Annotated in this window: 24 protein-coding genes and 1 riboswitch; of the genes, 14 read left to right on the forward strand and 10 right to left on the reverse strand. The window is 69.0% G+C overall.

What is annotated here, in order from left to right:
• Positions 1-152: 152 nt before the first annotated feature.
• Entirely contained in the window at positions 153-524 is a 372-nt protein-coding gene (locus U3653_RS11985; protein ID WP_195078678.1) for a nuclear transport factor 2 family protein, read from the forward strand.
• Positions 525-529: 5 nt separating this feature from the next.
• Here the strand turns inward: U3653_RS11985 and U3653_RS11990 are convergent, their stop codons facing one another.
• The 3 genes from U3653_RS11990 to metE all read right to left on the reverse strand — a co-directional run bounded on the left by U3653_RS11990 (position 530) and on the right by metE (position 3850).
• Positions 530-772, reverse strand: a complete 243-nt coding sequence (locus U3653_RS11990) for a hypothetical protein (RefSeq protein WP_323124203.1) — start codon at positions 770-772, stop codon at positions 530-532.
• Between the two features lie 76 nt (positions 773-848).
• Entirely contained in the window at positions 849-1226 is a 378-nt protein-coding gene (locus tag U3653_RS11995) for a hypothetical protein (protein WP_323124204.1), read from the reverse strand.
• Between the two features lie 362 nt (positions 1227-1588).
• On the reverse strand, positions 1589-3850 hold the full coding sequence (gene metE, locus U3653_RS12000; protein ID WP_195078920.1) for a 5-methyltetrahydropteroyltriglutamate--homocysteine S-methyltransferase: 2262 nt from the start codon (positions 3848-3850) through the stop codon (positions 1589-1591).
• Between the two features lie 147 nt (positions 3851-3997).
• A riboswitch (cobalamin riboswitch) is annotated at positions 3998-4227 on the reverse strand.
• A 528-nt stretch (positions 4228-4755) separates the two neighbouring features.
• Between metE and U3653_RS12005 the strand changes: the two genes are divergently transcribed.
• The 3 genes from U3653_RS12005 to coaD are packed head-to-tail and all read left to right on the forward strand — an operon-like array spanning position 4756 to position 9259.
• Positions 4756-8160 (forward strand): pyruvate carboxylase, encoded by a 3405-nt coding sequence (locus U3653_RS12005; protein WP_195078679.1) that lies wholly within the window; start codon positions 4756-4758, stop codon positions 8158-8160.
• A complete protein-coding gene (gene rsmD, locus U3653_RS12010) occupies positions 8157-8720 on the forward strand; it encodes a 16S rRNA (guanine(966)-N(2))-methyltransferase RsmD (protein ID WP_195078680.1) in 564 nt (187 codons plus the stop codon). The genes U3653_RS12005 and rsmD overlap by 4 nt, the downstream gene beginning before the upstream one ends.
• A 53-nt stretch (positions 8721-8773) precedes the next feature.
• Positions 8774-9259 carry a pantetheine-phosphate adenylyltransferase gene (gene coaD / locus U3653_RS12015; RefSeq protein WP_195078681.1) on the forward strand — a complete coding sequence of 162 codons (486 nt, stop codon included), beginning with the start codon at positions 8774-8776 and terminating at the stop codon, positions 9257-9259.
• 16 nt (positions 9260-9275) lie between these two features.
• Here the strand turns inward: coaD and U3653_RS12020 are convergent, their stop codons facing one another.
• A complete protein-coding gene (locus U3653_RS12020) occupies positions 9276-9794 on the reverse strand; it encodes a GtrA family protein (RefSeq protein WP_195078682.1) in 519 nt (172 codons plus the stop codon).
• 386 nt (positions 9795-10180) lie between these two features.
• On the opposite strand from U3653_RS12020, the gene U3653_RS12025 reads away from it, so the two are divergent.
• From U3653_RS12025 to U3653_RS12070, 10 genes are all read left to right on the forward strand, one after another.
• Positions 10181-10927 (forward strand): DivIVA domain-containing protein, encoded by a 747-nt coding sequence (locus tag U3653_RS12025; RefSeq protein ID WP_195078683.1) that lies wholly within the window; start codon positions 10181-10183, stop codon positions 10925-10927.
• Positions 10928-11015: 88 nt separating this feature from the next.
• Positions 11016-11645 (forward strand): YceD family protein, encoded by a 630-nt coding sequence (locus U3653_RS12030; RefSeq protein WP_195078921.1) that lies wholly within the window; start codon positions 11016-11018, stop codon positions 11643-11645.
• Between the two features lie 52 nt (positions 11646-11697).
• Positions 11698-11880 carry a 50S ribosomal protein L32 gene (gene rpmF / locus U3653_RS12035; protein ID WP_039799574.1) on the forward strand — a complete coding sequence of 61 codons (183 nt, stop codon included), beginning with the start codon at positions 11698-11700 and terminating at the stop codon, positions 11878-11880.
• A gap of 22 nt (positions 11881-11902) precedes the next feature.
• Positions 11903-12616 (forward strand): ribonuclease III, encoded by a 714-nt coding sequence (gene rnc, locus U3653_RS12040; protein WP_067797422.1) that lies wholly within the window; start codon positions 11903-11905, stop codon positions 12614-12616.
• 1 nt (position 12617) lies between these two features.
• Positions 12618-13478, forward strand: coding sequence for a bifunctional DNA-formamidopyrimidine glycosylase/DNA-(apurinic or apyrimidinic site) lyase (gene mutM / locus U3653_RS12045; RefSeq protein WP_195078684.1), 861 nt, complete (start codon positions 12618-12620; stop codon positions 13476-13478).
• Between the two features lie 65 nt (positions 13479-13543).
• Positions 13544-14125, forward strand: a complete 582-nt coding sequence (locus U3653_RS12050; RefSeq protein WP_195078685.1) for a dihydrofolate reductase family protein — start codon at positions 13544-13546, stop codon at positions 14123-14125.
• A 28-nt stretch (positions 14126-14153) separates the two neighbouring features.
• Complete coding sequence (locus U3653_RS12055; RefSeq protein WP_195078922.1) at positions 14154-15191, forward strand: PHP domain-containing protein; 1038 nt, start codon at positions 14154-14156, stop codon at positions 15189-15191.
• Positions 15192-15291: 100 nt separating this feature from the next.
• A complete protein-coding gene (locus U3653_RS12060; RefSeq protein WP_195078686.1) occupies positions 15292-16818 on the forward strand; it encodes a PstS family phosphate ABC transporter substrate-binding protein in 1527 nt (508 codons plus the stop codon).
• A 333-nt stretch (positions 16819-17151) separates the two neighbouring features.
• Positions 17152-18339, forward strand: a complete 1188-nt coding sequence (locus U3653_RS12065) for a glycosyltransferase family 4 protein (protein ID WP_195078923.1) — start codon at positions 17152-17154, stop codon at positions 18337-18339.
• Positions 18340-18359: 20 nt separating this feature from the next.
• Positions 18360-20471 carry an amylo-alpha-1,6-glucosidase gene (locus U3653_RS12070; protein WP_195078687.1) on the forward strand — a complete coding sequence of 704 codons (2112 nt, stop codon included), beginning with the start codon at positions 18360-18362 and terminating at the stop codon, positions 20469-20471.
• Positions 20472-20820: 349 nt separating this feature from the next.
• On the opposite strand, the gene U3653_RS12075 is transcribed toward U3653_RS12070, so the two are convergent.
• From U3653_RS12075 to U3653_RS12100, 6 genes are all read right to left on the reverse strand, one after another.
• Positions 20821-21276, reverse strand: a complete 456-nt coding sequence (locus U3653_RS12075) for a DUF350 domain-containing protein (protein ID WP_067798388.1) — start codon at positions 21274-21276, stop codon at positions 20821-20823.
• A 64-nt stretch (positions 21277-21340) separates the two neighbouring features.
• Positions 21341-22507 carry a glutathionylspermidine synthase family protein gene (locus U3653_RS12080; protein ID WP_195078689.1) on the reverse strand — a complete coding sequence of 389 codons (1167 nt, stop codon included), beginning with the start codon at positions 22505-22507 and terminating at the stop codon, positions 21341-21343.
• Entirely contained in the window at positions 22508-23278 is a 771-nt protein-coding gene (locus tag U3653_RS12085; protein ID WP_323124205.1) for a hypothetical protein, read from the reverse strand. It abuts the gene before it with no gap.
• A 31-nt stretch (positions 23279-23309) separates the two neighbouring features.
• Positions 23310-23588, reverse strand: a complete 279-nt coding sequence (locus tag U3653_RS12090) for an acylphosphatase (protein WP_195078690.1) — start codon at positions 23586-23588, stop codon at positions 23310-23312.
• Entirely contained in the window at positions 23588-24055 is a 468-nt protein-coding gene (locus U3653_RS12095; RefSeq protein WP_195078691.1) for an OsmC family protein, read from the reverse strand. Before U3653_RS12095 ends, U3653_RS12090 begins: the two co-directional genes overlap by 1 nt.
• A 98-nt stretch (positions 24056-24153) precedes the next feature.
• On the reverse strand, positions 24154-24858 hold the full coding sequence (locus U3653_RS12100; RefSeq protein ID WP_323124206.1) for a response regulator: 705 nt from the start codon (positions 24856-24858) through the stop codon (positions 24154-24156).
• Between the last annotated feature and the right edge of the window lie 14 nt (positions 24859-24872).

The raw sequence follows: 24872 nt of genomic DNA on the forward strand, positions 1-24872 counted from the left end.
CAGGTGTCCAGCAATGCATTCGATCTGCGTAGCGTGCGAAGAGAGGTTTTGCCGTCGCGGAAGTCGAGGACACCCTTCCCTACCGAACGATTGCTTGGTTCAATCGATCGGTTCCGGTATCCCGCTCCGGCGCCAGGAAGTGAGTAGAACGAATGCCCGATCCCGACGAACTCGTGCGTGCGATGTGCCGAAGCTGGTCCGATCCCGATCCGGACCGGATCAGCGCGTACTTCGCCGAGGACGCCGTCTACCACAACATTCCGATGGAGCCCATTGTCGGCCGCGCCGCCATCCGCGACTTCATCGCAGGCTTCCTGACCACCTTCGAGGCCATCGATTTCGACATCCACCACCAGATCGCCGCGGGCAACGTGGTGATGAACGAGCGCACCGACACCCTCCGCTCCGCCGGGCGCGAGACCCCGCTCGCGGTCATGGGCTTCTTCGAAGTCGCCGACGGCGTCATCACCACCTGGCGCGACTACTTCGACATGGCCGCCATCAACCGCGCTTTCGGCCTGTAGGAGCCTCAGCCGAAAAGATCGTTCGCGGATTCGGCCGTAGCCGCCTTGCGCGTCCAGGACTCGAGCTGGTCGAGATCGGTGCACCCGGCGATCTCGGCTCGGGTCCTCGCCGGGATGTCGATCCCGCGTGCTTCCAATACAAGGAAGAGAGCTCGCACCGCTTCTTCGGTCCGCCCCTCGTCGCGTCCTTGCGCCACGTACTTACGGGCGAAATCGCTCTGGTACTCGTACTTGAAGGTCGACGTCATCAGTTCCTCCAGTCGATGCCGGGCCGTCTTCGACAGTGCCGCGACAACAAGGTCATAGTACATTTTCGCCCGCTCGTCATCGGTACTCTGCAGTCCGGCGACACCACGCGGCCACCTGAGCGTCCGGTGCGACGATCATCAGGAAGACCGGGCACTGCAATCGAGCCCGGAGAGTGCTGACATACACCGGCCAAGCCCACTGTCGGGAGCGGTCACGACCGAGCTGCACTTCCAGCACGATGCCGGCCACGGCGATTCCTGCCGAATCGGTGCAGATCAAGGCGACATCGCCCCGGAACTCGGTGGGGCCGACGTCCGTGTAGTCGGATGACCCCGTGCGCGCGTCGGCGTACTCGGGTAGGGAGATGCCGAACGCGTCGGTGAGTAGACCGGCCGCCAGAATCGGCCGCGACCGGAACATCTCTACGAGCACTTCGTGCTGCTGTGTCGGCATGAGATGAAAGATAGTAGGGCGCAGCGACATTCGGATTTGTGAAGTGAATTTTCATATCGATGGAACCGAATCGAGGGCAGGCGCGTCGAAGGTAGGCAAGAGGGGAAAGACGGTGTCGTAGTCGACTTGTGAGGAGGGGTAGCCGATGGAGCGTTGTTCCGGGTGTCATACGGCGTGGCGGCGAGGGATGCGGGCGCGGGCGCGGGAGTTGCCGGTGACGCGGCGGGAAGAACCGTGTGATCGGTACACCCGACGGCGGCGGCAACCGCCTCGGCCGGAACCGGAGTCCAGCTGAGATGCGGAAGATCGGTGCCCCCTTCGACAGGCGAAGGGGGCACCGAATCAGCGATCGGCGGGCAGGATCACCGCACGGCCGCCGCCGCGGCGACCATATTGCGGAGCGAGGCTTCCACCTCGGTGCGTCCCCTGGTCTTCAAGCCGCAGTCCGGGTTCACCCACAGTCGTTCGGCCGGAATGGCTTTCAGCGCCGCGCGCAACGATGCGGTGATCTCGTCCACGCTGGGCACACGCGGAGAATGGATGTCGTACACGCCGGGGCCGACGCCGAGGTCGAATCCCGCCGCGTTGAGGTCGTCGAGCACCTCCATGCGCGAGCGTGCCGCCTCGATGGAGGTGACGTCGGCGTCCAGCCCGGCGATCGCGTCGATCACCTCGCCGAACTCCGAATAGCACAGGTGCGTGTGGATCTGCGTCGCGTCGGACACCCCGGAGGTCGCCAGCCGGAACGCCCGCACCGACCAATCGAGGTATCCCGGCTGATCGGCCGCGCGCAGGGGGAGCAGTTCCCGCAAGGCGGGCTCGTCGACCTGGATGATCCGGATGCCGGCCGCTTCCAGGTCCACGGTCTCCTCCCGGATCGCCAGCGCCACTTGGCGGGCGGACTCGTCCAACGGCTGATCGTCGCGCACGAACGACCACGCCAGGATCGTCACCGGGCCGGTCAGCATGCCTTTCACCGGTTTGGCGGTGAGCGACTGCGCGTAGCCGATCCACTCGACGGTCATCGGCTCGCGCCGCGCGACGTCTCCGAACAGGATCGGCGGACGCACGCAGCGCGTCCCGTAGGACTGCACCCACCCCTGCTCGGTCGTCGCGAACCCGTCGAGTTGCTCGGCGAAGTACTGCACCATGTCGTTGCGTTCCGGCTCGCCGTGCACGAGCACGTCCAGCCCCAGCTCCTCCTGCAGCGCGATGACGTCCGCGATCTCCGCGCGCATCCGGCGCACGTACTCCGCTCGATCGATCTCGCCTTTGCGCAGCGCGGCGCGCGCCAACCGGATGGCCGAGGTCTGCGGGTAGGAACCGATCGTCGTGGTCGGCAGCGCGGGCAGCCGCAAACGGTCCCGTTGCAGTTCCCGGCGTTGTTCGGCGGGCGCGCGGCGGTCGGCGTCCGGCCCGAGCGCGGCCAGTGCGGCCCGCACCCGCGGATCGTTCAGCCGCGGATCCGACCTGCGCGACGCCAGCGCCGCGCGCACCTCGGCCAACTCGGCGGCGATCGCCTCCGTGCCCTGGGTCAATCCGGTCGCGAGCAGGCGTACCTCCGCGACCTTCTCCGCGCCGAACGCCAGCCAGGACCGCAGTCGCTCGTCCAGCCCGGTTTCCGCGGCCAGCGAGTACGGTACGTGCAGCAACGAGCAGGAACTCGAAACCGCCACAGGCGCAGCGGATTCCGACAAGGCGCCGAGTGTGGCGACGGCCCGGTCGAGATCGGTGCGCCATACATTGCGACCGTCCACGACCCCCGCGACGACCAGCTTGCCCGCCAGCGCGGAAATGGTGGAGATGTCGGCGCCCGCGGTGAAGTCGAGGGCGACCCCCTCTATCCCCGTGCTCGCCAGCGCCGGCAGTGCGGCACCCGGCTGCCCGAAGTAGGTCGCGACGAGCACCGCAGGGCGCTCGGCGGCGTCGGCCAGTTCCTCGTAGGTGACCTGCACCAAGCCGATCTCCTCCGCCGTGAGGTCGGTGACCAGCGCAGGCTCGTCGATCTGCACCCACTCGGCGCCGGCGACGGCGAGCCTGCGCAGCAGCTCCCGGTACAACGGCAGCAACTCGATCAGCCGGGCCAGCGCCGAACCGCCGGTCGCCTTCGCCAGCTTCAGGAAGGTGATCGGCCCGATCACCACCGGACGCGCGGGCACGCCCAGTTCGAGCGCTTCGCGCAGTTCCGCCAGCAGCTTGTCCGGGTGCAGCGAGAAGGAGGTGTCCGGGCCGATCTCCGGTACCAGGTAGTGGTAATTCGTGTCGAACCACTTGGTCATCTCCAAGGGTTCGACGGCGTCGGTGCCGCGTGCGGCGGCGAAGTACCGCTCCAGCGGGTCCGTGATCCCTGCGACCCGGGGCGGCAACGCGCCGAGCAACTCGGCCGTGTCGAGCATCTGGTCGTAGTAGGAGAACGTACCGACCGGAATGGAGTCCAAGCCCGCGGCTTGTAATTCGGCGAACTGGGCGTGCCGGAGTTCGCGCGCCACGGCGTGCAACCGACCGGCGTCGATCTTGCCTGCCCAATAGGCCTCGGTGGCCCGCTTCAGTTCGCGCCGCGGCCCCACTCGTGGAAGCCCGAGAACCGTCGCGGTGAACGGCTTTTGCTGTGCAACAGTCACGATGTTTCTCCATTGCTGAGGACGAAAGCCATCGCCATACGGGCAGGCGGAGAACCCGGTGACATGCCGGTGATGTTCCCGGCCGAGGAGCCCGACACGTCAGCTGGTGATCCGCGCGCCCAATCCACGAGGCGGTGGCCGCCGGATACGGCGTACCCGGCACGGCTGGCAGGTCTTCGGACTCGCGGGCACCGGCCGTGCGGGCCGGCATACGCCGGATAGCTCCCGATGGCCGACCTACTGGCCGTCGCTTCCCGAGTCGCGGAGCCTTCCGGCTCGGTGAACTCAGTGCCTGGTGACGGCGGTCGTTCCTGCATACCGCTGCGGGACAGTCCCGGATTCCCACCGGGTTCCCTCTCACCCGCCGTGACGTCGCCGCACGGGCGGGCTCGACTCCGTCGCGCGACGTCGGGGCTCCATCTCGTCGTGCTGCGGTGAACCAGCTGCCCACTCAGCATAGGACGCGGCGAGGCGAGCAGATCGCGAGGGATGTCACGCCGGCAATTGCCCGGCCCGCGCGACGCGCAGCGATCGGGCGCCTGCTTCCCGTTCCGGCTATCGGCCCGCCCGCGCATGCGGACTCGGATCGCTCCATCGGCCATCCGGACGTCGGGCCATCCGGTAACCACCTTCTCGAACTCGCCGTTCGCCTGGTCCGCAGGTGCGGACGCGGGTCAGGCGAACTCGGCTCGATGCCGCGCTCGGCCATCGGGCACCTGTTCGACGGCCCACGCCCTCGGACCTCCGCACCGATCCCGGCCTCCGGACAGCACATCGGTTGCTGCCGCGGCGCCCATGTGTCGGGCCGGTGAACGCAACTTCGCAACGGTGCTAGTCGGTCTTGTGAAGAGGTTTGCGAAGGGGGCTTCTGTGTCGGTGCGGTTCACGCGGCCGGGTACCTTAGGTCAATGTTCTCGAAAGTCTTGGTTGCCAACCGTGGCGAGATCGCCATCCGCGCCTTCCGCGCGGCCTACGAACTCGGCATCGGGACGGTCGCCGTGTTCCCGTACGAGGACCGCAATTCGGTCCATCGGTTGAAGGCGGCGGAGTCGTACCAGATCGGCGAGCCGGGCCATCCGGTGCGGGCCTACCTGTCGATCGAGGCGATCATCGAGGCGGCCAAGTCGGCGGGCGCGGACGCGATCTACCCGGGCTACGGGTTCCTGTCGGAGAACCCGGATCTGGCGGCGGCGTGCGCGCGGGAGGGCATCACCTTCATCGGACCGTCGGCCGAAGTGCTCGAACTGGCCGGTAACAAGGCGCGGGCGATCGAGGCGGCGAAGGCCGCCGGGTTGCCGGTGTTGCGTTCGAGCGCACCGTCGTCGGACGTGGAAGAGTTGCTGGCGGCGGCGCGGGAACTGGAATACCCGATCTTCGTCAAGGCGGTCGCCGGTGGCGGCGGGCGCGGAATGCGCCGGGTCGCCGCGCCCGACCAGCTGCGCGAATCGATCGAGGCGGCCTCGCGGGAAGCGGAGTCGGCGTTCGGCGATCCGACGGTGTTCCTGGAGCAGGCCGTGGTGAACCCCCGCCATATCGAGGTGCAGATCCTGGCTGATCAGCACGGGAATGTCATGCACCTGTTCGAGCGGGACTGCTCGGTGCAGCGGCGGCACCAGAAAGTGATCGAGCTGGCGCCCGCGCCGAATTTGGACCCCGCATTACGCGAGCGGATCTGCGCGGACGCGGTCGCCTTCGCCAGGCAGATCGGCTACTCGTGCGCGGGCACCGTGGAATTCCTGCTGGACGAGCGCGGCAACCATGTCTTCATCGAGATGAACCCGCGTATCCAGGTGGAGCACACGGTGACCGAGGAGATCACCGACGTCGACCTGGTGCAGTCGCAGCTGCGCATCGCGGCGGGCGAGACGCTCGAGCAACTGGGTCTGAGCCAGGACGCCGTGACGATCCGCGGCGCGGCCTTGCAGTGCCGGATCACGACCGAGGACCCGGCCAACGGATTCCGCCCCGACACCGGCCGCATCACCGCCTACCGCACGCCCGGCGGCGCGGGCATCCGCCTGGACGGCGGCGCGAACCTGGGCGCAGAGATCGGCGCCTACTTCGACTCCATGCTGGTCAAGCTCACCTGCCGGGGCCGCGACTTCAGCGCCGCGGTGGCGCGGGCGAGCCGGGCGCTGGCGGAATTCCGGATTCGCGGCGTGGCCACCAATATTCCGTTCCTGCTCGCGGTGCTGGACGATCCCGACTTCAGGGCGGGGCGGATCACCACCTCGTTCATCGACGAGCGTCCGCAGCTGCTGACCCTGCGCAGGTCCGCCGACCGCGGCACCAAGATCCTCGACTACCTGGCCGACGTCACGGTGAACAAGCCGCACGGCGAGCGGCCGACCACGGTGTACCCGCACGACAAACTGCCCGCGATCGATCTGAGCGTGCCGCCGCCGGACGGCTCCCGCCAGCGCCTGCTGCGGCTGGGTCCGGAGGGTTTCGCGCGGGCGTTGCGCGAGCAGAAGGCGGTCGGCGTCACCGACACCACCTTCCGCGACGCGCACCAGTCGCTGCTGGCCACCCGGGTGCGCACCAACGGCCTGCTGGGCGTGGCGGGGCATGTGGCGCGGTTGACGCCGGAGCTGCTTTCGGTGGAGTGCTGGGGCGGTGCCACCTACGACGTGGGGTTGCGGTTCCTGTACGAGGACCCGTGGGAGCGGCTGGCGGCGTTGCGGGAGGCGATTCCGAACATCTGTCTGCAGATGCTGCTGCGCGGCCGCAACACCGTCGGCTACACCCCGTACCCGGAGGCGGTGACCCGCGCGTTCGTCTCGGAGGCGACCGCCACGGGCATCGACATCTTCCGTATCTTCGATGCCCTCAACAACGTGGACCAGATGCGTCCGGCCATCGACGCGGTCCGCGAGACCGGCACCGCGATCGCGGAGGTCGCGATCAGCTACACCGGGGATCTGGCGAATCCGGACGAGTCGCTCTACACCCTGGACTACTACCTGAAGCTGGCCGAGCAGATCGTGGACGCCGGCGCGCACGTGCTGGCGATCAAGGACATGGCCGGACTGCTGCGCGCCCCGGCCGCGACCAAGCTGGTCACCGCGTTGCGCAGCAATTTCGATCTGCCGGTGCACGTGCACACCCACGACACCCCCGGTGGCCAGCTGGCCACCTACTTGGCCGCGTGGCAGGCCGGAGCCGACGCCGTCGACGGCGCCAGCGCGGCGATGGCGGGCACCACCAGCCAGCCCGCGTTGTCGGCGATCGTCGCCGCGGCGGCGCACAGCGAGTACGACACCGGGTTGAATCTGCAGAACGTGTGCGACCTGGAGCCGTACTGGGAGGCGCTGCGGAAGGTGTACGCGCCGTTCGAGTCCGGTCTGCCCGCGCCGACCGGCCGGGTCTACACCCACGAGATCCCCGGCGGGCAGCTGTCCAACCTGCGCCAGCAGGCCATCGCGCTCGGGTTGGGCGACCGGTTCGAGGAGGTCGAGGCGAAGTACGCCGCCGCAGACCGGCTGCTGGGCCGTTTGGTGAAGGTCACCCCGTCCTCGAAGGTCGTCGGCGACCTGGCGCTGGCCCTGGTCGGCACCGGCGTCGACGTCGAGGACTTCGCCGCCGACCCGGGCCGCTACGACATCCCGGATTCGGTGATCGGCTTCCTGCGCGGTGAACTGGGCACACCCGCCGGTGGCTGGCCCGAACCGTTCCGCACCAAGGCGCTGGCCGGGCGCGGCGCGGCCAAGCCGGAAACCCCGTTGACGCCCGCGGACGAGAAGGGCCTCGCAGGCAGCTCCGAGGAGCGGCGGGCGACGTTGAACCGGTTGCTGTTCCCCGGCCCGACGGCCGAATTCCTCGCCCACCGCGAGAAGTACGGCGACACCTCCGGGTTGTCGGCCAACCAGTTCTTCTACGGCCTGCGCCGCGGCGAGGAACACCGGGTGCAGCTGGAGAAGGGCGTCACCCTGCTCATCGGCCTGGAAGCGATCTCCGAGCCCGACGAGCGCGGCATGCGCACGGTGATGTGCATCCTCAACGGGCAGCTGCGGCCGGTGTCGGTGCGCGACCGGTCGATCGCCAGCGAGATCCCGGCGGCGGAGAAGGCCGACAAGGCCAACCCGGGTCATGTCGCGGCGCCGTTCGCCGGTGTCGTCACTCTCGCGGTGTCCGAGGGCGATTCGGTCGCGGCGGGCGACACCATCGGCACCATCGAGGCCATGAAGATGGAAGCCGCGATCACCGCGCCGCGCGCCGGCATCGTCGGCCGCGTCGCCATCGGCGCCGTGCAGCAGGTCGAAGGCGGTGACCTGCTCATCGAACTGGCGGTACGGGAGTCGTCGGCCGGATGACGCGGATCGTCGCGGGGACGGCGGGCGGACGGCGCCTGCGGGTGCCGCCGTCCGGCACCCGTCCGACCTCCGATCGCGTCCGGGAGGCGCTGTTCAGCGCGTTGGACGCCCGGCTGGACTTCGCGGGCGCGCGGGTGCTCGACCTGTACGCGGGTTCCGGCGCGCTGGGCTTGGAGGCGCTCTCGCGCGGCGCCGAGCACGCGCTGCTCGTCGAATCCGATCGCAAGGCGGCGGCCGTGGTTCGCGGCAATATCGCCGATCTCGGCCTGCCGGGCGCCGAACTGCGGGTGGCGACGGTGGCCAGTGTGCTGCAATCGGGCGGGGCGGGCGAGTTCGACCTGGTCTTCTCCGACCCGCCCTACGCGGTGGACAACGCCGCGGTGCTGGCCGACCTGAGCGCGCTGGCCGAACGCGGTTGGCTGCGTCCCGGTGCGCTGATCGTGCTGGAGCGCTCGGCGCGTTCGCCCGAAACAGCCTGGCCTGCAGGCTTCGTCCCGGCCAAGTCGCGCCGGTACGGCGAAACCCGCATCGAGCTGGCCGAGTTCGATCCGGAGGAATAGGAGCGGGTGCGGCCACTCGTGCCGGGCCGGGTGTGTCCTGCTAGCGTCGCCTCATGGCAGGAGCACTGTGCCCCGGGTCGTTCGACCCCGTGACCTACGGACACCTCGACGTCTTCACCCGGGCGGCGGCCCAGTTCGACGAGGTCGTCATCACCGTCATGATCAACCCGAAGAAGCAGGGCATGTTCACCGTCGATGAGCGCATGGAGATGCTGCGCGAGTCGACCGCGCACCTGGGCAACGTCCGGGTGGAGTCGTGGCAGGGCCTGACCGTGGACTTCGCCCGCGAGCAGGGCATCACCGCGATCGTGAAGGGCCTGCGCGACGCGGGCGACTTCGGCTACGAACTGCAGATGGCGCAGATGAACAAGAAGCTGTCCGGGGTGGACACCTTCTTCATCGCCACCAACCCCGCCTTCAGCTTCCTGTCCAGCTCGCTGGTCAAGGAGGTCGCCACGTACGGCGGCGACGTCGCCGACATGCTGCCCCCGTCGGTACACAAGCGCCTCCTCGACCGCTTGGCCGAACGAAAGAGCTGACGTACGGAGAGGCGGTTCAGAACACCAAACCGCGGAGGGCCAGGAAGCGCATGCCGCCGACCGCGGCGGTGATCGCCAGGATCGCGACGGCCTGAGCGGTGTCCCCGAGCCCGGGAGCCCACAAGCCCAGCGCGGCCAGCGCCGCCGTGCTGACGCCGAGTCCGACCAGCGCGAGGCCGCCGCCTTCCCATTGCGCGGTGAACCAGCCGACTCGTTCCGCCGCGTGGAAGGTGAGCTGGCGGTGCAGCTCGTTGGCGATCACGGTGCTGACGATCGAGCCGACGACGTTGGCGATCAGCGGTCCGACGCCGTGCATGGCGAGGAACAACAGGACGTAGGCGATGTTGCTGGAGCCGCCGACCAGCGCGAACCGGATCAGCTGGGCGAAGGCGCGATCACCGCGCAGATACCGGGCGAGCCGGCCGAACCCGGCCGTCACCGAGGTCGTCGGCAGTACCGGGGAGGGGCCGACCCAGGGCACGAAGAAGCTGGTGGCGCTTACTCCTCCGGGTCGCGGCAGTTCCAGTAGGGTCATCGTCTTTCCGATCGAACACAAGCCCTCGGCGGGGACAACGGCGATGGTGCTCGCGTGGCTTCCCCCGTCGACTCTTGGCAGGTTCCGTTCGTCGGCCCGTATCGGGCACTGGCTGACGTGTCGGCGCCTGTCAACATTCGACGGCGGGTTGTCCGTACCTCCGGCTTCCTTGTCCGCGATCCGGGGAACGCGGTAGGTGCTGAAGATCTTGGTAGACCTTCCAGAAAAATGTAACACGAAGCGGAGAGGCGGTCTCCACTTGATTTCTGTGGCGTGCGAGACACCTGCACGACACACCGGAAAGTGACTCGGCACGAGCGGTGACGAGGGGCACACTGGGCGTCGGGCGGAGAGTTTCGCCGTGAGTCCGCAGGAGGGTAGTGAGCATGTATCGCGTATTCGAAGCGCTCGACGAACTGGTCGCCATCGTCGAAGAGGCGCGCGGCATCCCCCCGACCCGCAGCTGCATCGTGCCGCGCGGCGATGTGCTCGAACTACTCGACGACGTCCGCGACGCGCTGCCCGGCGAACTCGACGACGCCCAGGACGTGCTCGACCATCGCGACAAGATCGTCTCCGATGCCAGGACCGCCGCGGAGACCGCCGTGACCGGGGCCAACGAGCAGGCCGAGCGCACCATCAGCTCGGCGCGCGAGGAAGCCGACCGCATCCTCGCCGACGCCAAGGCGCACGCCGACCGGATGGTCGCCGAGGCGAGCGCGCACGCCGATCGCCTGGTCGCCTCCGCCCAGGAGGAGGCCGACCGGGTGGTCGCCGACGGCAACGCCGAGTACGAGGCGGTGACCGGGCGGGCGCGGCTGGAGTCGGAGCGCATGATCGAGGCGGGCAAGGCCGCCTATGACCGCTCCGTCGCCGACGGGCTCGCCGAACAGGAGCGGCTGGTCACGCAGACCGAGGTGGTCCGCGCCGCGCACGCAGAATCGGCCAGGGTGATCGACGCCGCGCACGCCGAGGCGGATCGCCTGCGCGAGGAATGCGATCACTACGTCGACTCCAGGCTCGCCGATTTCGAGGAGACGCTGACCAGCACGCTGCGCACGGTCGGGCGGGGCCGCCATCAGCTGCGCAGCGGGGCGGGCGCACCCGACTACGCGTCCGAATTCCGCAGGTAGCGGCGGTGGGCTGCGTTTGGGCGTGCACCGTGTGATCGCGTATTGTTGAGTGGTTGCCCGTATCCCCCCGATCGTGAGTGAGTTCGTGATGTCCGCCGGTTCCGGTTCCGCCTCGCGTCCCCAGTCGGCCAAGCGCCGCTCGCCGGACGCGGGTTTCGTGCTGGACACCCGCAGCCTCGGCCGCAGGCCGGGGACGATGCGCGAGCTGCGCCGCACCGTCACCACCGAGGAGCGGATCGGTCTGGATCTGATCGGCGTTCCCGTCGGCGCGCAGGTGGAGTTCGACCTGCAGTTGCAGGCGGTGTCCGAGGGAGTGCTGGTCACCGGGACGGTCTCGGCGCCGCTGGAAGGCGAGTGCTCGCGCTGCCTCGAGCCGTTCACCGATGCCGTCACCCTCCAGGTGACCGAGCTGTTCGCCTACCCGGACAGCACCACCGAGCAGACCACCGAGGACGACGAGGTCTATCGCATGGACGACGACCTCATCGATCTCGAGCCGGTGGTGATCGACGCCGTCGGGCTCGAGTTGCCGCTGCAGCCGCTGTGCACCCCGGATTGCGCGGGACTGTGCCCGGAATGCGGCGTACGGATGGCGATTGCGGGATCCGACCATCGGCATGAGATACTTGACCCTCGCTGGGCCGGACTGGCTAAATTCGCCTCCGGATCGCCCGGCACCGGCAGCCCCGACGAGGGTGCGGCCGACCGAGACCGCTGAGCAAGACCGTCAGCCGAAACCGGCAGAGCAATTAGACAGAGGAGAAGTAGTCGTGGCCGTTCCCAAGCGCCGGATGTCCCGTTCCAACACCAGGTCGCGGCGCAGCCAGTGGAAGGCCGCCGCGCCGACCCTGATCACCTGCCCGAACCGCGCCTGCGGCGAGAAGACCCTGCCGCACATCGCCTGCCCGTCCTGCGGCACCTACAAGGGCCGCCAGGTCACGGCGGCGGTCTGACCGTACGACCTGTCGTAGCGACGTGACCGACGAACCCGACTCGTCCGGTGAACACGCGAGCCTTCTCGCCGCGTTGGGCGTCGACCTGCAGCCGGATCTGCTGCGTCTCGCACTGACCCATCGTTCCTACGCGTACGAGAACGGCGGCCTGCCGACGAACGAGCGTCTCGAGTTCCTCGGCGACTCCGTGCTCGGGCTGAGCATCACCGAACGGCTGTATCACGAGCATCCCTCGAAGACCGAGGGTGAGCTGGCCAAATTGCGCGCGAGCGTGGTGAACATGCGCGCGCTGGCCGAGGTCGCCCGCGGCCTCGGCGAGGGCGGGCTCGGCGCCCACCTGCTGCTGGGCAAGGGCGAGGAACTCACCGGCGGCCGGGACAAGGAGAGCATCCTCGCCGACGGCATGGAGTCGTTGCTCGGCGCCGTGCATCTCGAGCACGGCATCGAGGTGGCTCGTTCCGTGGTGCTTCGCCTGTTCGCCGAGCTGCTCGAGCGCGGCCCGCGGATGGGCGCGGGCCTGGACTGGAAGACCAGCCTGCAGGAACTCACCGCCGAGCGTGGTCTCGGCGTGCCCAGCTACGAGATCACCTCGACCGGGCCGGACCACGACAAGGAGTTCACCGCCACCACGGTGATCGGCGGCCGGGCCTACGGGCAGGGCGTCGGCCGGTCGAAGAAGGAAGCCGAGCAGAAGGCCGCGGGGGCCGCCTACGAGGCGCTGACCGCCGAAACCTGACGTGCCCGAACTTCCCGAGGTCGAGGTCGTGCGGCGCGGGCTCGCCGAGCACGTGGTCGGCCGGATCATCGAATCGGTGGCGATCACCCATCCTCGCTCGGTGCGTCGCCATCTCGAAGGCGCCGCAGATCTCGCCGCGCGGCTGACCGGCCTGAAGGTCGCCTCGGCCGAGCGTCGCGGCAAATTCCTCTGGCTCACCTTCGACGATCCGGAAGCGGCGCTGGTCGTGCATCTCGGCATGAGCGGCCAGATGCTGGTGCAGCCCGCCGACGCGCCGCTGGAGAAGCACGCCCACATCCGCGCCACTCTCGGCGACGGCACCCAGTTGCGCTTCGTCGACCAGCGCACGTTCGGTGGTTGGACGCTCGCTCCGCTGGTCGAAGTGGACGGCACCCTGGTGCCGGAGCCGGTCGCGCACATCGCCCGTGACCCGCTGGATCCGCGGTTCGACGTCGAATCCGTGGTCGCCGTGATCCGGGGCAAGCAGAGCGAGATCAAACGCGTGCTGCTCGACCAAGGCGTCGTCTCCGGCATCGGCAACATCTACGCCGACGAGGCGCTGTGGCGTGCCAAGATCCACGGTGGGAGGCCCGCATCGGGGCTGTCCAGGCCCGCGGTGCGCGGGTTGCTCGCCGAAGTCGCGGCCGTGATGGGCGAAGCGCTCGCCGCGGGCGGTACGTCCTTCGACGCGCTCTATGTGAATGTCAACGGCCAGTCGGGCTACTTCGAACGGTCTCTCGCCGTATACGGTCGGGAGCACGAGCCGTGTCGCCGGTGTGGTGCGCCGATCATCCGCGAGCGGTTCATGAACCGCTCGTCCTACTCCTGCCCGCGCTGCCAGCCGAAGCCTCGGCGTCGTTAGCGCGGGCGAGCTACCGTTTCCTCAGGGCGGTTCGGAATTGTCAGCCGACCGTGAGGAAGGGAAGCATGCGCAAGCTCACCTATTACGTCGCGTCGACCATTGACGGATTCATCGCCACCGAGGACGGCTCGGTCGATTTCTTCCCGGTCGGCGGCGACCACGGTCCCTCGATCAACGCGCAGTACCCCGAGACGCTGCCCACCAAGGTGCGGGAGGCGATCGGGCTGGAGGAGCGCAATCGCTACTTCGACACGGTGCTGATGGGACGCAAGACGCACGACTTCGGCGTCCGCACCGGCACCTCGACCCCTTACGCGCATCTGCGGCAGTTCGTGGTCTCGACCACGCTGCCGGAGAGTCCCGATCCGGCCGTCGAGCTGATCTCGGAGAACCCGATCGAGAAGGTTCGTGCCCTGAAGCGGGAAAGCGGGCTCGGCATCTGGCTGTGCGGCGGCGGTGAGCTGGCGCAGGCGCTGCTGCCGGAGATCGACCAGATCTTTCTCAAGCTCTATCCGATCGTGCTCGGGAGCGGTCGCGCGCTGTTCGGCGCCGGGTCACGGCTGCCGGAACCGGCCAAATTCCGGGTGATCACCAGCACGGTGTTCGAAGACGGAGTGGCCTTCGTCAAATACAGCCGGGTGCACTGACCCGGTGCCCGGCCAGGAACCGACCGGGATGCCGGACGGCGCCGCGGCGCCCGGTCCGGAGGCGGCGCTGCGCGAGATCGGCTTCTGGCTGGAGCGCTCGAGGGCCGAGACCCACCGGGTGAAGGCCTACCGGCGCGCCGCCGATGTCGTCGCGGGGTTGTCCGCCGACGAGCGCGCGGCGCGCCGGGCGGCGGGCACCTGGACCGAGCTCGCCGGCATCGGCCCCAAGACCGCCGCCGTCATCGAGCAGGCGTACGCCGGCGTGGTGCCGCGGTACCTGGCCGAGTTGCGGGCGGCGGCGCAGCCGATCGGGGCGCCGGGCAAGCCGTTGCGGGAGCGCTTGCGCGGCGATCTGCACACCCACTCGAACTGGTCCGACGGCGGCAGCCCGATCGAGGAGATGATGCGGGTCGCGGCCGCGCTCGGGCACGAATACTGCGCCCTGACCGACCATTCCCCGCGCCTGACCGTGGCCAACGGCCTGTCCGCCGACCGGTTGCGCAGGCAACTGGACGTGGTCGCCGAACTCAACGAGCGGATGGCGCCGTTCCGTATCCTCACCGGCATCGAGGTGGACATCCTCGACGACGGCGCCCTCGATCAGCAGGCGGATCTGCTGGCCCGGCTGGACATCGTGGTGGCCAGCGTGCACTCGCGGCTGCGCGACGACAGCGCGACGATGACCAAGCGCATGGCGTACGCGGTCGCCGACCCCAACGTAGACGTGCTCGGCCACTGCACCGGCCGCCTGGTCACGGGAGGACGCGGCACCAGGCCGGAATCCACGTTCGACGCCGAGGTGGTGTTCGAGGCGTGCCGCGCCTACGGCACCGCCGTGGAGATCAACAGCAGACCCGAACGCCTCGATCCGCCTTCGCGATTGCTGCGCCTGGCCGCCGAGATGGGATGTCACTTCTCGATCGACACCGACGCGCACGCGCCCGGGCAGCTCGACTGGCAAGGGTACGGTTGTGAGCGCGCGCTCGCGAACGGCGTCGCGCCGGAACGGGTGATCAACACCTGGCCGCTGGCGGATCTGCTGGCCTGGACTCGCGCGCAAGCGTGACCGTCGGGTTAACTGTTGCCGAACACTGCGACTTCGCCTGTGCCGGAAGGCTCTTGCCGCCGAGAATAAGGGCCACACGGATTGCTGGGGGGATTGACTGGTGGGCGACTTTCCGCTCGAGATCGTGCTCGCGCTCATCGGTATCGCGGTGCCCATCGGCGCGTTCCTGTGGGAGTTCGTCCTCGCGGGCCGCAGACGCCTCGGCTACCGGGTGCAGATGGACACGCCGGTCACCGGTGAGATCGAATCGGTGTTCCCCGGTGTGCTGCCGCAGTTGCGCCCCTCAGCGGACGGCGCGAGCCCGGATCTGAAGGACATCTCGGTCGTTCTGGTGCGCGTCGAGAACAGCGGCATCACGACCATCGACAGTCATGACTACAAGGCGCCGGACGCCGCGCGGATCGGTTTGCACCTGCGTTTTCCGCAACGCCGCGTGATCGGCATGGCGGTGAACGAGCTCAGCGATCCGGCCTTGGCCGACAATCTCGACGCCGATTCCGGCATCGCGGTGCGCGAGGACACCGGCGGGCACATCGGCGTGATCGATCTGCCGAAGGTGCCGCTCGCCCCCGGCGATCACTACAAGATCCTGGCGATCCTGCAGCGTTCGGAAGGGATGGGCGAATACCCGCAGCCCGTGCTGCGTGGCGGCATCAAAGGCGGGCGGATCACCGAGACCCGTAGCCGCACCGGCGTTCCCCTGATGATGGTCGCGCTGACCGTGTTCCTGGTGCTGGTGATCATCGTCCAGTTGGTGGTGGCCGCTTTGGAGCCGTCGCCGACGCCGCTGGACTGCGCCTCGGGCAAACTGACCGTGCTCGGGTCGACGGCGTTCGCCCAGGTGATAAAAGACGCCGCCGAGCAATACCGCAAGAGTTGCGCCGGAGCCAGTTTCGCGTACGGCTTCGAGGGGTCCGAGCGTGGATTGGACCGGCTCGCCGAGCAGGGTACGGGCGATTCCGGCCTGATCGCCATCACCGACGGCGCCAAGGGCGGCGGTTACCCGGCGCTGGTGCACCGGCCGTTGGCGTTGTCGCTGTTCACCATGATCGCGCATCCCGGCGTCGGCGTCCGCGATCTCACCCTCGCCCAGATCCGGGATCTCTACCGGGGCAAGGTCGGCAACTGGCGCGAGGTGGGCGGTCCGGACCTGCCGGTGGTGCTGGTCAACCGGATCCCCGGCTCCGGAACGCGCACCATTTTCGAACGCAGGCTGCTGGAAGGCGCGCAGCCGGAGCGCCCGCACGTGAGCTGCACGGCGCTGAAGGGCACCGTCACCACCGCGCCCGCGCAGTGCGAGGTGCAGGTCACCGCAGACATGCGCAAGGCGGTGGCGGAAATACCAGGGGCGGTCGGCTATTCCGAGTTCGCCGAGGCCGTCGCCGCCGGTCTGCCGACGATCGCGATCGATGGCGTCGGCGCGAGCCGGGACGCCGCCGTGCGGCGCGCCTATCCCTTCTGGGGCGTGGAGTACGCATACAGTAACGGCGAGTTGCCCGGTGGTTCGCTCGCCGCGAGTTTCCTGCACTTCCTGACCGATAGGACCGGCAAAGAGGTGCTGCGCGCACACGGCAACGCGCCGTGCGCCGACCTGCCCGACCCCGGCCGCTGCCTGCCCGATCAGTGAACCGGCAAGGCGGGGACACCGGACTACCCATCGGTAGCCGAACGAACGCTGGGTGCGGCGATTTTTCCCGAACTGTTTGGTTTGAACGACGCCCGCTGAGGTACCTCCCACTCGGCCCCCCTGATCATGCCGGAGGCGTGACCAGGCCAACCAAGCCCCATGGACGGCGGTGCAGCTAGGTCTTCACCCCCGCCGCGGCGGCCACTTAGTTCAGTTCGGCGCCCGGTACTCCGAGTGCTGGGTGAATGCGAGTGCTACTTGGTTGTCCCTGGAAGGAGGGTCATGAGCGCGCTTTCCGTGCCGATTTCCGCGCAGGCGTCGTCTGATCTGGAGATGCCGTCGTCCGACTACCTGTCGACAGATCGTTCCAGCGGCCCGTTCCGCATCGCGATGGTCGTGCCGCCGTACTTCGACGTCCCGCCCAAGGCGTACGGCGGTGTCGAGGCCGTGGTGGCCGACCTCGTCGACGCGCTGGTGGCCCGCGGCCACGACGTCACGCTGTTGGGCGCGGGTGAGCCGGGGACGAAGGCCAAGTTCGTGCCGGTGTGGGACCGAGCGCTGCCCGAACGCCTCGGAGAGCCGTTCCCCGAGGTGGTGCACGCGCTGCGGGTGCGTCGCGCGATCGAGAAGCTCATGGCCACTTCGGGTGTGGACCTGGTGCACGACCACACCTTCGCGGGGCCGCTGAACGCGACCGTCTTCCAGAACATGGGCCTGCCGACGGTGCTGACCGTGCACGGGCCGGTGGAGGACGACATCTACCGCTATTACCAGGATCTGGGCGACGAGGTCGCCTTGGTGGCGATCAGCGACCGTCAGCGCGAACTCGCGCAGGGTCTCAATTGGTCCGGGCGGGTGCACAACGCGCTGCACGTCGACGATTGGCCGTTCCGCGTCGAGAAGGACGACTACGCGCTGTTCCTCGGCCGGTTCAACGAGTGCAAGGCTCCGCATCTGGCGCTGGAAGCCGCGCACGCCGCAGGCATCCCGCTGGTGCTGGCAGGCAAGTGCAGCGAACGTCCCGAGCAGGCCTACTTCGAGGAGAAGGTGCGGCCGCTGCTGACGGAAAACGACCACGTGTTCGGTCTCGCCGACGCGACGGCCAAGCGTAAGCTGCTTGCGAACGCGCGTTGCCTGTTGTTCCCGATTCGCTGGGAGGAACCGTTCGGCATGGTGATGATCGAATCCATGGTCTGTGGCACGCCGGTGGTCGCGCTGCGCGGCGGGGCGGTGTCCGAGGTGATCGTCGACGGCGTGACCGGCCGCATCTGCGAGGATCCCGCCGAATTGCCCTCGGCCATCGAAGAGGTCCGGTCGATGGATCCGTACGCCTGCCGGGCGCACGTGCAGGCCAAGTTCGGCTCCGACACACTCGGCTTCGGCTACGAGCAGGTGTATCGCCGGGTGCTGCGCTCGAAGCAGCGGGCCGGCGCCGCGCCGCTGGTCACCACGGCGTCCGTGGCCACGCCGCTCGACGCCCCGGCGTCCGGCTCGCCGATCCGGATCGCGGCGAGCGGCTAGGCGTGACCGATTCCGCGCCCGTGAGCCACGCCCCCCTGAACTCCGGCGAGCCCGCCGGGTTCGGGGGGTGCGGCTCGGTGACCCTGGTCGAAGGCGGCACGTTCTGCCTGTCCAATCGGCTCGGCGACGTCGAACCGGGCAAGCCGCACGGCTTGTTCTTCCGGGACGCCCGCGTGCTGTCGCGCTGGGAGTTGCTGGTGAACGGCAAACCCGCCGAGTCGCTTTCGGTATTGAGTCCCGAGGCGTTCGCCGCCAGGTTCGTGTTGCGCAGGCCCCCGCAGGCGGGCCTGGCCGACAGCACGCTGCTGGTGGTGCGCGAACGGATCGTCGCCGACGGCATGCACGAGCTGATCACGCTGGAGAACATGGGCCGCGAGCCCACCGCGGTGCTGCTGGAATTGCACGTGGACGCCGACTTCGTCGATCTGTTCGCGGTGAAGGAAGGCCGCGCCGGTCACGGGCGGGCCGACGTGACGGTAGCCGACGGGGAGTTGGTGCTGCACGATCACGCCGACCGCAGCCGGGGCATCTCGATTTCGGCGACCGTGGAACCCGAGGTCATGCCCGGTTCGCTGCTGTGGAGGGTGATCGTGCCGGTCGGCGAATGCTGGCAGACCGAGATCATCGCCCAGCCGACCGTGGGCAACCAGCGTTTCCAGGCCATCTCGCCGGGGGAGCACTACAACGTCAGCGCGCCGGGCCGAAAGATCGAGGCCTGGCGCGACACCGCCACCGACATCGCCGCGTCCGACCCCGTGCTCACCCGGGTGCTGCGCCGCACCGAGAGCGACTTGGGTGCGTTGCAGATGCGCGACGAATCCGGCGACGCGCGGCCTTTCGTCGCCGCGGGCGCGCCGTGGTTCATGACCCTGTTCGGCCGCGACAGCCTGCTCACCGCGTGGATGGCGCTGCCGCTGGAGGCCGATCTGGCGCTGGGCACGCTGCAGCAGCTGGCCGAACTGCAAGGGCAGGACGTGAACCCGCTGACCGAGGAGGAACCCGGCCGCATCATGCACGAGATGCGCCGCGGGCCCGCGGGCGGGCAAGTGTTCGGCGGCAACATCTACTACGGAACGGCCGACGCCACACCGCTGTTCGTGATGCTGCTGGCCGAATGCCATCGCTGGGGCGCCGACTCCGAGGCGATCCGGCAACTGCTGCCTGCCGCCGACGCCGCGCTGCACTGGATCACCGACTACGGCGACCGGGACGGCGACGGCTTCGTCGAGTACCGCCGCGCGACCGACCGCGGCCTGATCAACCAGGGGTGGAAGGACAGCTTCGACGGAATCAACGACGCCACCGGCCACATCGCCGAAGCGCCCATCGCACTGTGCGAGGTGCAGGGGTATGTGCACGCCGCGATGCTGGCCAGAGCCGAACTGGCGGAGGCTTTCGACGACCCGCGCCTGGCCGGACAGCTAAGGGAACGCGCCGCGGAGTTGCGCGTCAAGTTCGCCGAACAGTTCTGGCTGGCCGACCGCGGGTGGTACGCCGTGGCGCTGGACGGCGGCAAGCGGCAGGTCGACGCGCTGACCAGCAATGTGGCGCACTGCCTGTGGTCGGGCATCGCCACCGACGAGCACGCGGCTGAGCTGGTGGCGCGGATGTCGGCTCCGGAGATGGATTCCGGCTTCGGGCTGCGCACGCTGGCGTCGAACATGGGCGCCTACAACCCGATGAGCTACCACTGCGGCTCGGTGTGGCCGCACGATACGGCGATCGCGGTGGCGGGCCTGCTGCGCTACCGGCATGTGCCCGGCGCGGTGGAGCTGGCGACTCGGCTGGCCACCGGCCTGCTGGACGCCGCGGCGGTGTTCGACGGGCGTCTGCCGGAGTTGTTCTGCGGCTTTCCCCGGTCGCGCTTCGCCACGCCGGTGCCGTATCCGACTTCCTGTTCGCCGCAGGCGTGGGCGAGCGCGGCGCCGCTGTTGCTGGTGCGCGCGTTCCTCGGGCTCGACCCCGACGCGCCCACCAGGACGCTCACGGTCCGGCCGCAACTGCCCGCGCGGTGGGGCAGGCTCTCGCTGCGCGCGTTGCGGCTCGGTGCCACCACCGTCGACCTGGAAGCCGAGGGCGCGCAGATCACCGCGGCGCGCCTGCCCGACGACTGGCGGTTGGTGACCAGGTGACCCGCACAGGTTGCCGCGCGGCGGAAGCGGGTACGCCCCCGATGTAGGGATATTGCAAGCCTTCTCGCACTGATACGCAGCACGGGAGGTGCACGATGCAGACATCGCTGGACACACAGGATCTGTGGCGGAGCCGGTACCGGGATTGTTCCGCGGAGCCGTCGACGGATCTCGACATGGATCGCGCCTTGTTCATCCGCAGCGTGCACGCCGGTCACGGCCCGGAGTGCCGCCAGTACCTCGCGGCGGCGGCGTACTGCCTCGCCCACGGGGACGAGCACTGAGCCAACGGCTTGCACGCCGCAAGAGCACCGAGCGTCCTGCCCGATGCCTGGTCTCGGCGTGAGGTCTACAGGATCGCGAAGGCCACCACGAGCCCGAGCGCGAAATGCGCGGCCGCCACCACGAGCACTTCAGTGGTGTAGGTGTCCGCGTGCAGCGCCGTGCCGATGTCGATGCCGAGCGCCCGTTCGATGACGCGCACCGAGACGACCTGGGCCACGATGCCGACCAGGCCGAACACCAGCGCGGCGATCAGGCCCTCGGAGAGCTTGCCGCCACCGCCGACGGCGAAGATGGCGAGCACGACGATGAACGCCATGCTGATCATGCCCGCCGCGGTGACGATGATGGCGTTCGGCTTCCCCGCGACCACCAGTTTGCGCAACTTTCCCGGCGTGGTCAGGTCGATGGCGTAGAAGCCGACGAGCATGAGCACCAAGCCGACGAGGGCGTAGAGGACGATCGCTCCCACACCCTCGCCGAGCGAGTTCCAGTACCCCGATTCCAGGGCGACTGCGGTCATCTTGATCCTTCCGGGACGGGTCGGCGTGCGGCCGAGATGGATTGGTGCTCGACGAGGACGCTGCTCAGTCGCTGGTGATGCGATGCGGGACGAAAGCGGAGCCGTCGTCGGTGATCAGTCCCGCTGTCTCGCGGATGCCGAGCCCGGCCGCGGCGTCGCCGACGATCCACGCGCCGAGCACCGGGCGCATGTCGTCGAATTCCGGCAGCGGGTCCAGCAATTGGTACACGTAGCCTTCCTCGCCGTAGACGCCGCCGGTCGCGGTCTCCAGTCCGGCGCCGACGATCGTCATGTTGGCGCCCTCGCGTCCCAGCTTCGGTTTGCGGATGTACTCGGTGAGCTCGTTGGGCTGGTCGAGATAGGCGGGCAGCAGATTCGGGTGGCCCGGGTACATCTCCCACAGCACCGCGAGGATCGCCTTGTTGCTCAGCAGCGTCTTCCACAGCGGCTCGATCCACATGGTCTCCGGCAGGCTGTCCACGACGCGTTTGCCGAAATCGTCGTCGAGCACCCATTCCCAGGGGTAGAGCTTGAAGACCGCCTCCATCGGCGCCTCGGCCAGGTCGACGAAACGTTCCAGCTCGGAATCGAATCCGATCTCCTCGATCGGCAGCGCGACGGTGTCGAAGCCCGCCTCGGCCGCGGTCTCCTGCAGGTAGGCGGTGGTGACGTTGTCCTCGCCCGTGGCGTCGGCGCCGGACCAGGTGAAATGCAGTTGCGCGGTGGGCAGCGCGTCACGCAGTTCGCCCCACCGCTCGACCAGCTTCTCGTGCAACGAGTTCCACTGGTCGCCGCCGGGGTAGCGGTCGGTCAGCCAGTGCCACTGCACGATCGCCGCCTCCAGCAGCGAGGTCGGGGTGTCGGCGTTGTACTCCAGCAGCTTCGCCGGACGTCGCGCGTCGTAGCGCAGATCGAAACGCCCGTACACGTGCGGGTCGGAGCGCCGCCAGGACTCGGCGATCGGGCCCCAGCTCCACTCGGGCAGGCCGAAATCGGCGTACCGCTCGGTGAGCACGATGTGCTCCACCGCGTTCAGGCACATCGAGTGCAGGAGTTCGACGTCGGCCTCCAGCGCGAGGATCTCCGACATCTCGAACTCGTAGTGCACCGATTCGTCCCAGTACGGCCGCGGCTGACCGCTCGCGTCCCGTCCCGGGGAACCGTAGACCAGGCCCTGGCTTTCGATGATCTGCTGCCAGCCCGGCCGGGGCGTGTCCCGTACGCGTCGCATCTATGACCCTCCGCCGGTGCTCTTGCTGCCCAGGCCGCCGCGCTGAATGGTGGTGCCGCTCTTGGTCTTGATCTCGGCGCTCTTCGGCCTGATCGTGGTGCCGCCGGTGGGCGGCTTGCCGATGGAACCGGTGCCGCCGTAGTAGTAGCGGTACTGCGGCCCGCCGCCGAGGATGATCAGACCGGGATTGAGGCCGGTGTCGTTGACGAAACCGGGACGGCCGTCGCCGCAATAGGAATCGTCGACCACGATCTCTTGACCGTTCTCGGTTCTCACGCACTGGGCCGTGACCCGGTCCGGCGCGGCGAGGGCGCGATAGGCCAGATAGCCGCCGCCGACCAAGGCCGCGACGCCGACGATGGCGACGCCGCCGATCATCACGCGCTTGCGGGTGCGCTTCTTGGCCTCCTCGGCCGCGATGGCCGCCTGCTGCGCTTCCTCGGCGCGCTTGCGCGCCTTCTCCCGCGCCCGCGCCTCGGCCACCGTGGGCGGGCGGGGCCGGGTCACGCCCGCTTCTTGGCGCTGGATGCTGCCGGGGCGCGGCGGCGCGGCGGATGGGCGGTCTGGACCGCTCGTGCCGCCGGACTGTGCCGAAGTGGGCGCGGACCAATCGATTCCGGGCTGATCGGCGGCGTCCGGAGCGGGCGCGGGCGTCGACCGGTCCTGTTCCTCGCCGGGCGCCGGCGTGGGCCGGTCCTCGGCCGGGCGCTGCGGCTCCGACGGCCGCGCGGGCTCGTCCCGGCGCTCGTCACCCGGATCTCGCGTGCTCATCGCTGCGACCCCCTCCTCGCCCGAACCACCACTACCGCTCCTCGAAACCGGTCAAATCACCCCGCGCGGGCTCCCAGCTTTCCACAACCAACTTGACCTGACCAGGTGTGTCCCCGGAACGCAAGAGGCTCAGCAACCGCTCGCAAGCCGGTCGGGGCCCCTCGGCCACCACGTGCACGCGGCCGTCCCTGGCATTCGTCGCGTGCCCGGCCAGTCCCAGTTCCAACGCCCGCGACCGAGTCCACCAGCGGAAACCCACGCCCTGGACCAGGCCGTGCACCCAGGCGCTCAACCGAACGGCCTGGTCCATCAGGCCTCGATGTCGAACGACAGCGTCACCTTCGTGCCCGCCTTCAACGTCCGTCCCACCGTGCAGACCTTGTCGATGGCACGCTGCACGGTCACCAGCAACCGTTCTCGGGCCTCGTCGTCGAGTTCGCTGAGGTCGAGCTCGAACACCTCCTCCAGGTGCGGGTAGACCTCGTTCTCCCGATCGGCGTCGCCGGAGACGCGAATGGTCGCGTCGAAGTTGTCGCCGAGTTTGCGCGACAGCGGGAAGTCCGCGCTGAGGCCGGAGCAGGCGGCCAGCGCGATCTTCAGCAATTCGCCGGGGGTGAACACACCGGGAACGCCCTGCGATCCGATCAGGACTTCGGCGCCTCGGGAGCTGCGCCCGGTGTATGCCCTGGTTCCGGTGCGCTCCACCCACAACGTGGTGGGCTCCGGCGCGCTCGGCGCCGCGGTGGCGGTGACGGATGTAGCGGTCTGTTCAGCCATGGGTTCGATCCTGCCATTGTCGTCGCAATCAGCTCGCGGGCCTGGCAACGCCGCGCCAGGACCGGCCATTCCGCACGGTCGGCGGCCCGTGGCCGGGATTACTCCTGGAACCGGTAGCCCATACCCGCCTCGGTGAGCAGGTGTTTGGGACGCGACGGATCGTCCTCCAGTTTGCGGCGCAATTGCGCCAGGTAGACCCGCAGGTAGTGGGTCTCGGTGGCGTAGGAGGGGCCCCACACTTCGCGCAGCAGCTCCCGCCGCCCCACCAGCTTGCCCCGATTGCGCACCAGCATCTCGAGCATGCCCCACTCGGTGGGGGTCAGGTGGACGGTCTCGCCGCGCTTGGTGACCTTCTTGGCGGCCAGGTCGACGGTGAACGAGTCGGTGGTCACCACGGGCGCCGAGGCGTCGGGATCGGTGGCGCCGCGCCGGACCGCGGCGCGCAACCGGGCCAGCAGCTCGTCCATGCCGAACGGTTTGGTGACGTAGTCGTCGGCCCCCGCGTCGAGCGCTTCGACCTTGTCGGCGGAATCCGTCCGCGCCGACAGCACGATCACCGGAGCCGAGGTCCAGCCGCGCAATCCGGCGAGCACCTCGATGCCGTCCATGTCGGGCAGGCCGAGGTCGAGGATCACGACGTCCGGATGCCGGTCGGCCGCCGCCCGCAGGGCCGCGCCGCCGGTCGCGGCGGTGATCACCTCGTAGCCGCGGACCGAGAGATTGATCCGCAACGCGCGCACGATCTGCGGTTCGTCGTCGATCACGAGCACCTTCGTCGCCACCGCATCGGGCGTCTTCGTCACAACCGCCGCCTCCT

Origin of the sequence: Nocardia implantans (assembly GCF_035544775.1) — a bacterium.
In the GTDB taxonomy this organism is placed as follows: domain Bacteria; phylum Actinomycetota; class Actinomycetes; order Mycobacteriales; family Mycobacteriaceae; genus Nocardia; species Nocardia implantans.

Excerpts from the sequence above, each read along its gene's own strand:
- U3653_RS11985 (WP_195078678.1), top strand. The coding sequence starts at position 153 with ATGCCCGATCCCGACGAACTCGTGCGTGCGATGTGCCGAAGCTGGTCC.
- U3653_RS11990 (WP_323124203.1), bottom strand. The coding sequence starts at position 772 with ATGACGTCGACCTTCAAGTACGAGTACCAGAGCGATTTCGCCCGTAAG.
- U3653_RS11995 (WP_323124204.1), bottom strand. The coding sequence starts at position 1,226 with ATGCCGACACAGCAGCACGAAGTGCTCGTAGAGATGTTCCGGTCGCGG.
- U3653_RS12005 (WP_195078679.1), top strand. The coding sequence starts at position 4,756 with ATGTTCTCGAAAGTCTTGGTTGCCAACCGTGGCGAGATCGCCATCCGC.
- rsmD (WP_195078680.1), top strand. The coding sequence starts at position 8,157 with ATGACGCGGATCGTCGCGGGGACGGCGGGCGGACGGCGCCTGCGGGTG.
- coaD (WP_195078681.1), top strand. The coding sequence starts at position 8,774 with ATGGCAGGAGCACTGTGCCCCGGGTCGTTCGACCCCGTGACCTACGGA.
- U3653_RS12020 (WP_195078682.1), bottom strand. The coding sequence starts at position 9,794 with ATGACCCTACTGGAACTGCCGCGACCCGGAGGAGTAAGCGCCACCAGC.
- U3653_RS12025 (WP_195078683.1), top strand. The coding sequence starts at position 10,181 with ATGTATCGCGTATTCGAAGCGCTCGACGAACTGGTCGCCATCGTCGAA.
- U3653_RS12030 (WP_195078921.1), top strand. The coding sequence starts at position 11,016 with ATGTCCGCCGGTTCCGGTTCCGCCTCGCGTCCCCAGTCGGCCAAGCGC.
- U3653_RS12050 (WP_195078685.1), top strand. The coding sequence starts at position 13,544 with ATGCGCAAGCTCACCTATTACGTCGCGTCGACCATTGACGGATTCATC.
- U3653_RS12055 (WP_195078922.1), top strand. The coding sequence starts at position 14,154 with ATGCCGGACGGCGCCGCGGCGCCCGGTCCGGAGGCGGCGCTGCGCGAG.
- U3653_RS12065 (WP_195078923.1), top strand. The coding sequence starts at position 17,152 with ATGCCGTCGTCCGACTACCTGTCGACAGATCGTTCCAGCGGCCCGTTC.
- U3653_RS12075 (WP_067798388.1), bottom strand. The coding sequence starts at position 21,276 with ATGACCGCAGTCGCCCTGGAATCGGGGTACTGGAACTCGCTCGGCGAG.
- U3653_RS12080 (WP_195078689.1), bottom strand. The coding sequence starts at position 22,507 with ATGCGACGCGTACGGGACACGCCCCGGCCGGGCTGGCAGCAGATCATC.
- U3653_RS12085 (WP_323124205.1), bottom strand. The coding sequence starts at position 23,278 with ATGAGCACGCGAGATCCGGGTGACGAGCGCCGGGACGAGCCCGCGCGG.
- U3653_RS12090 (WP_195078690.1), bottom strand. The coding sequence starts at position 23,588 with ATGGACCAGGCCGTTCGGTTGAGCGCCTGGGTGCACGGCCTGGTCCAG.
- U3653_RS12095 (WP_195078691.1), bottom strand. The coding sequence starts at position 24,055 with ATGGCTGAACAGACCGCTACATCCGTCACCGCCACCGCGGCGCCGAGC.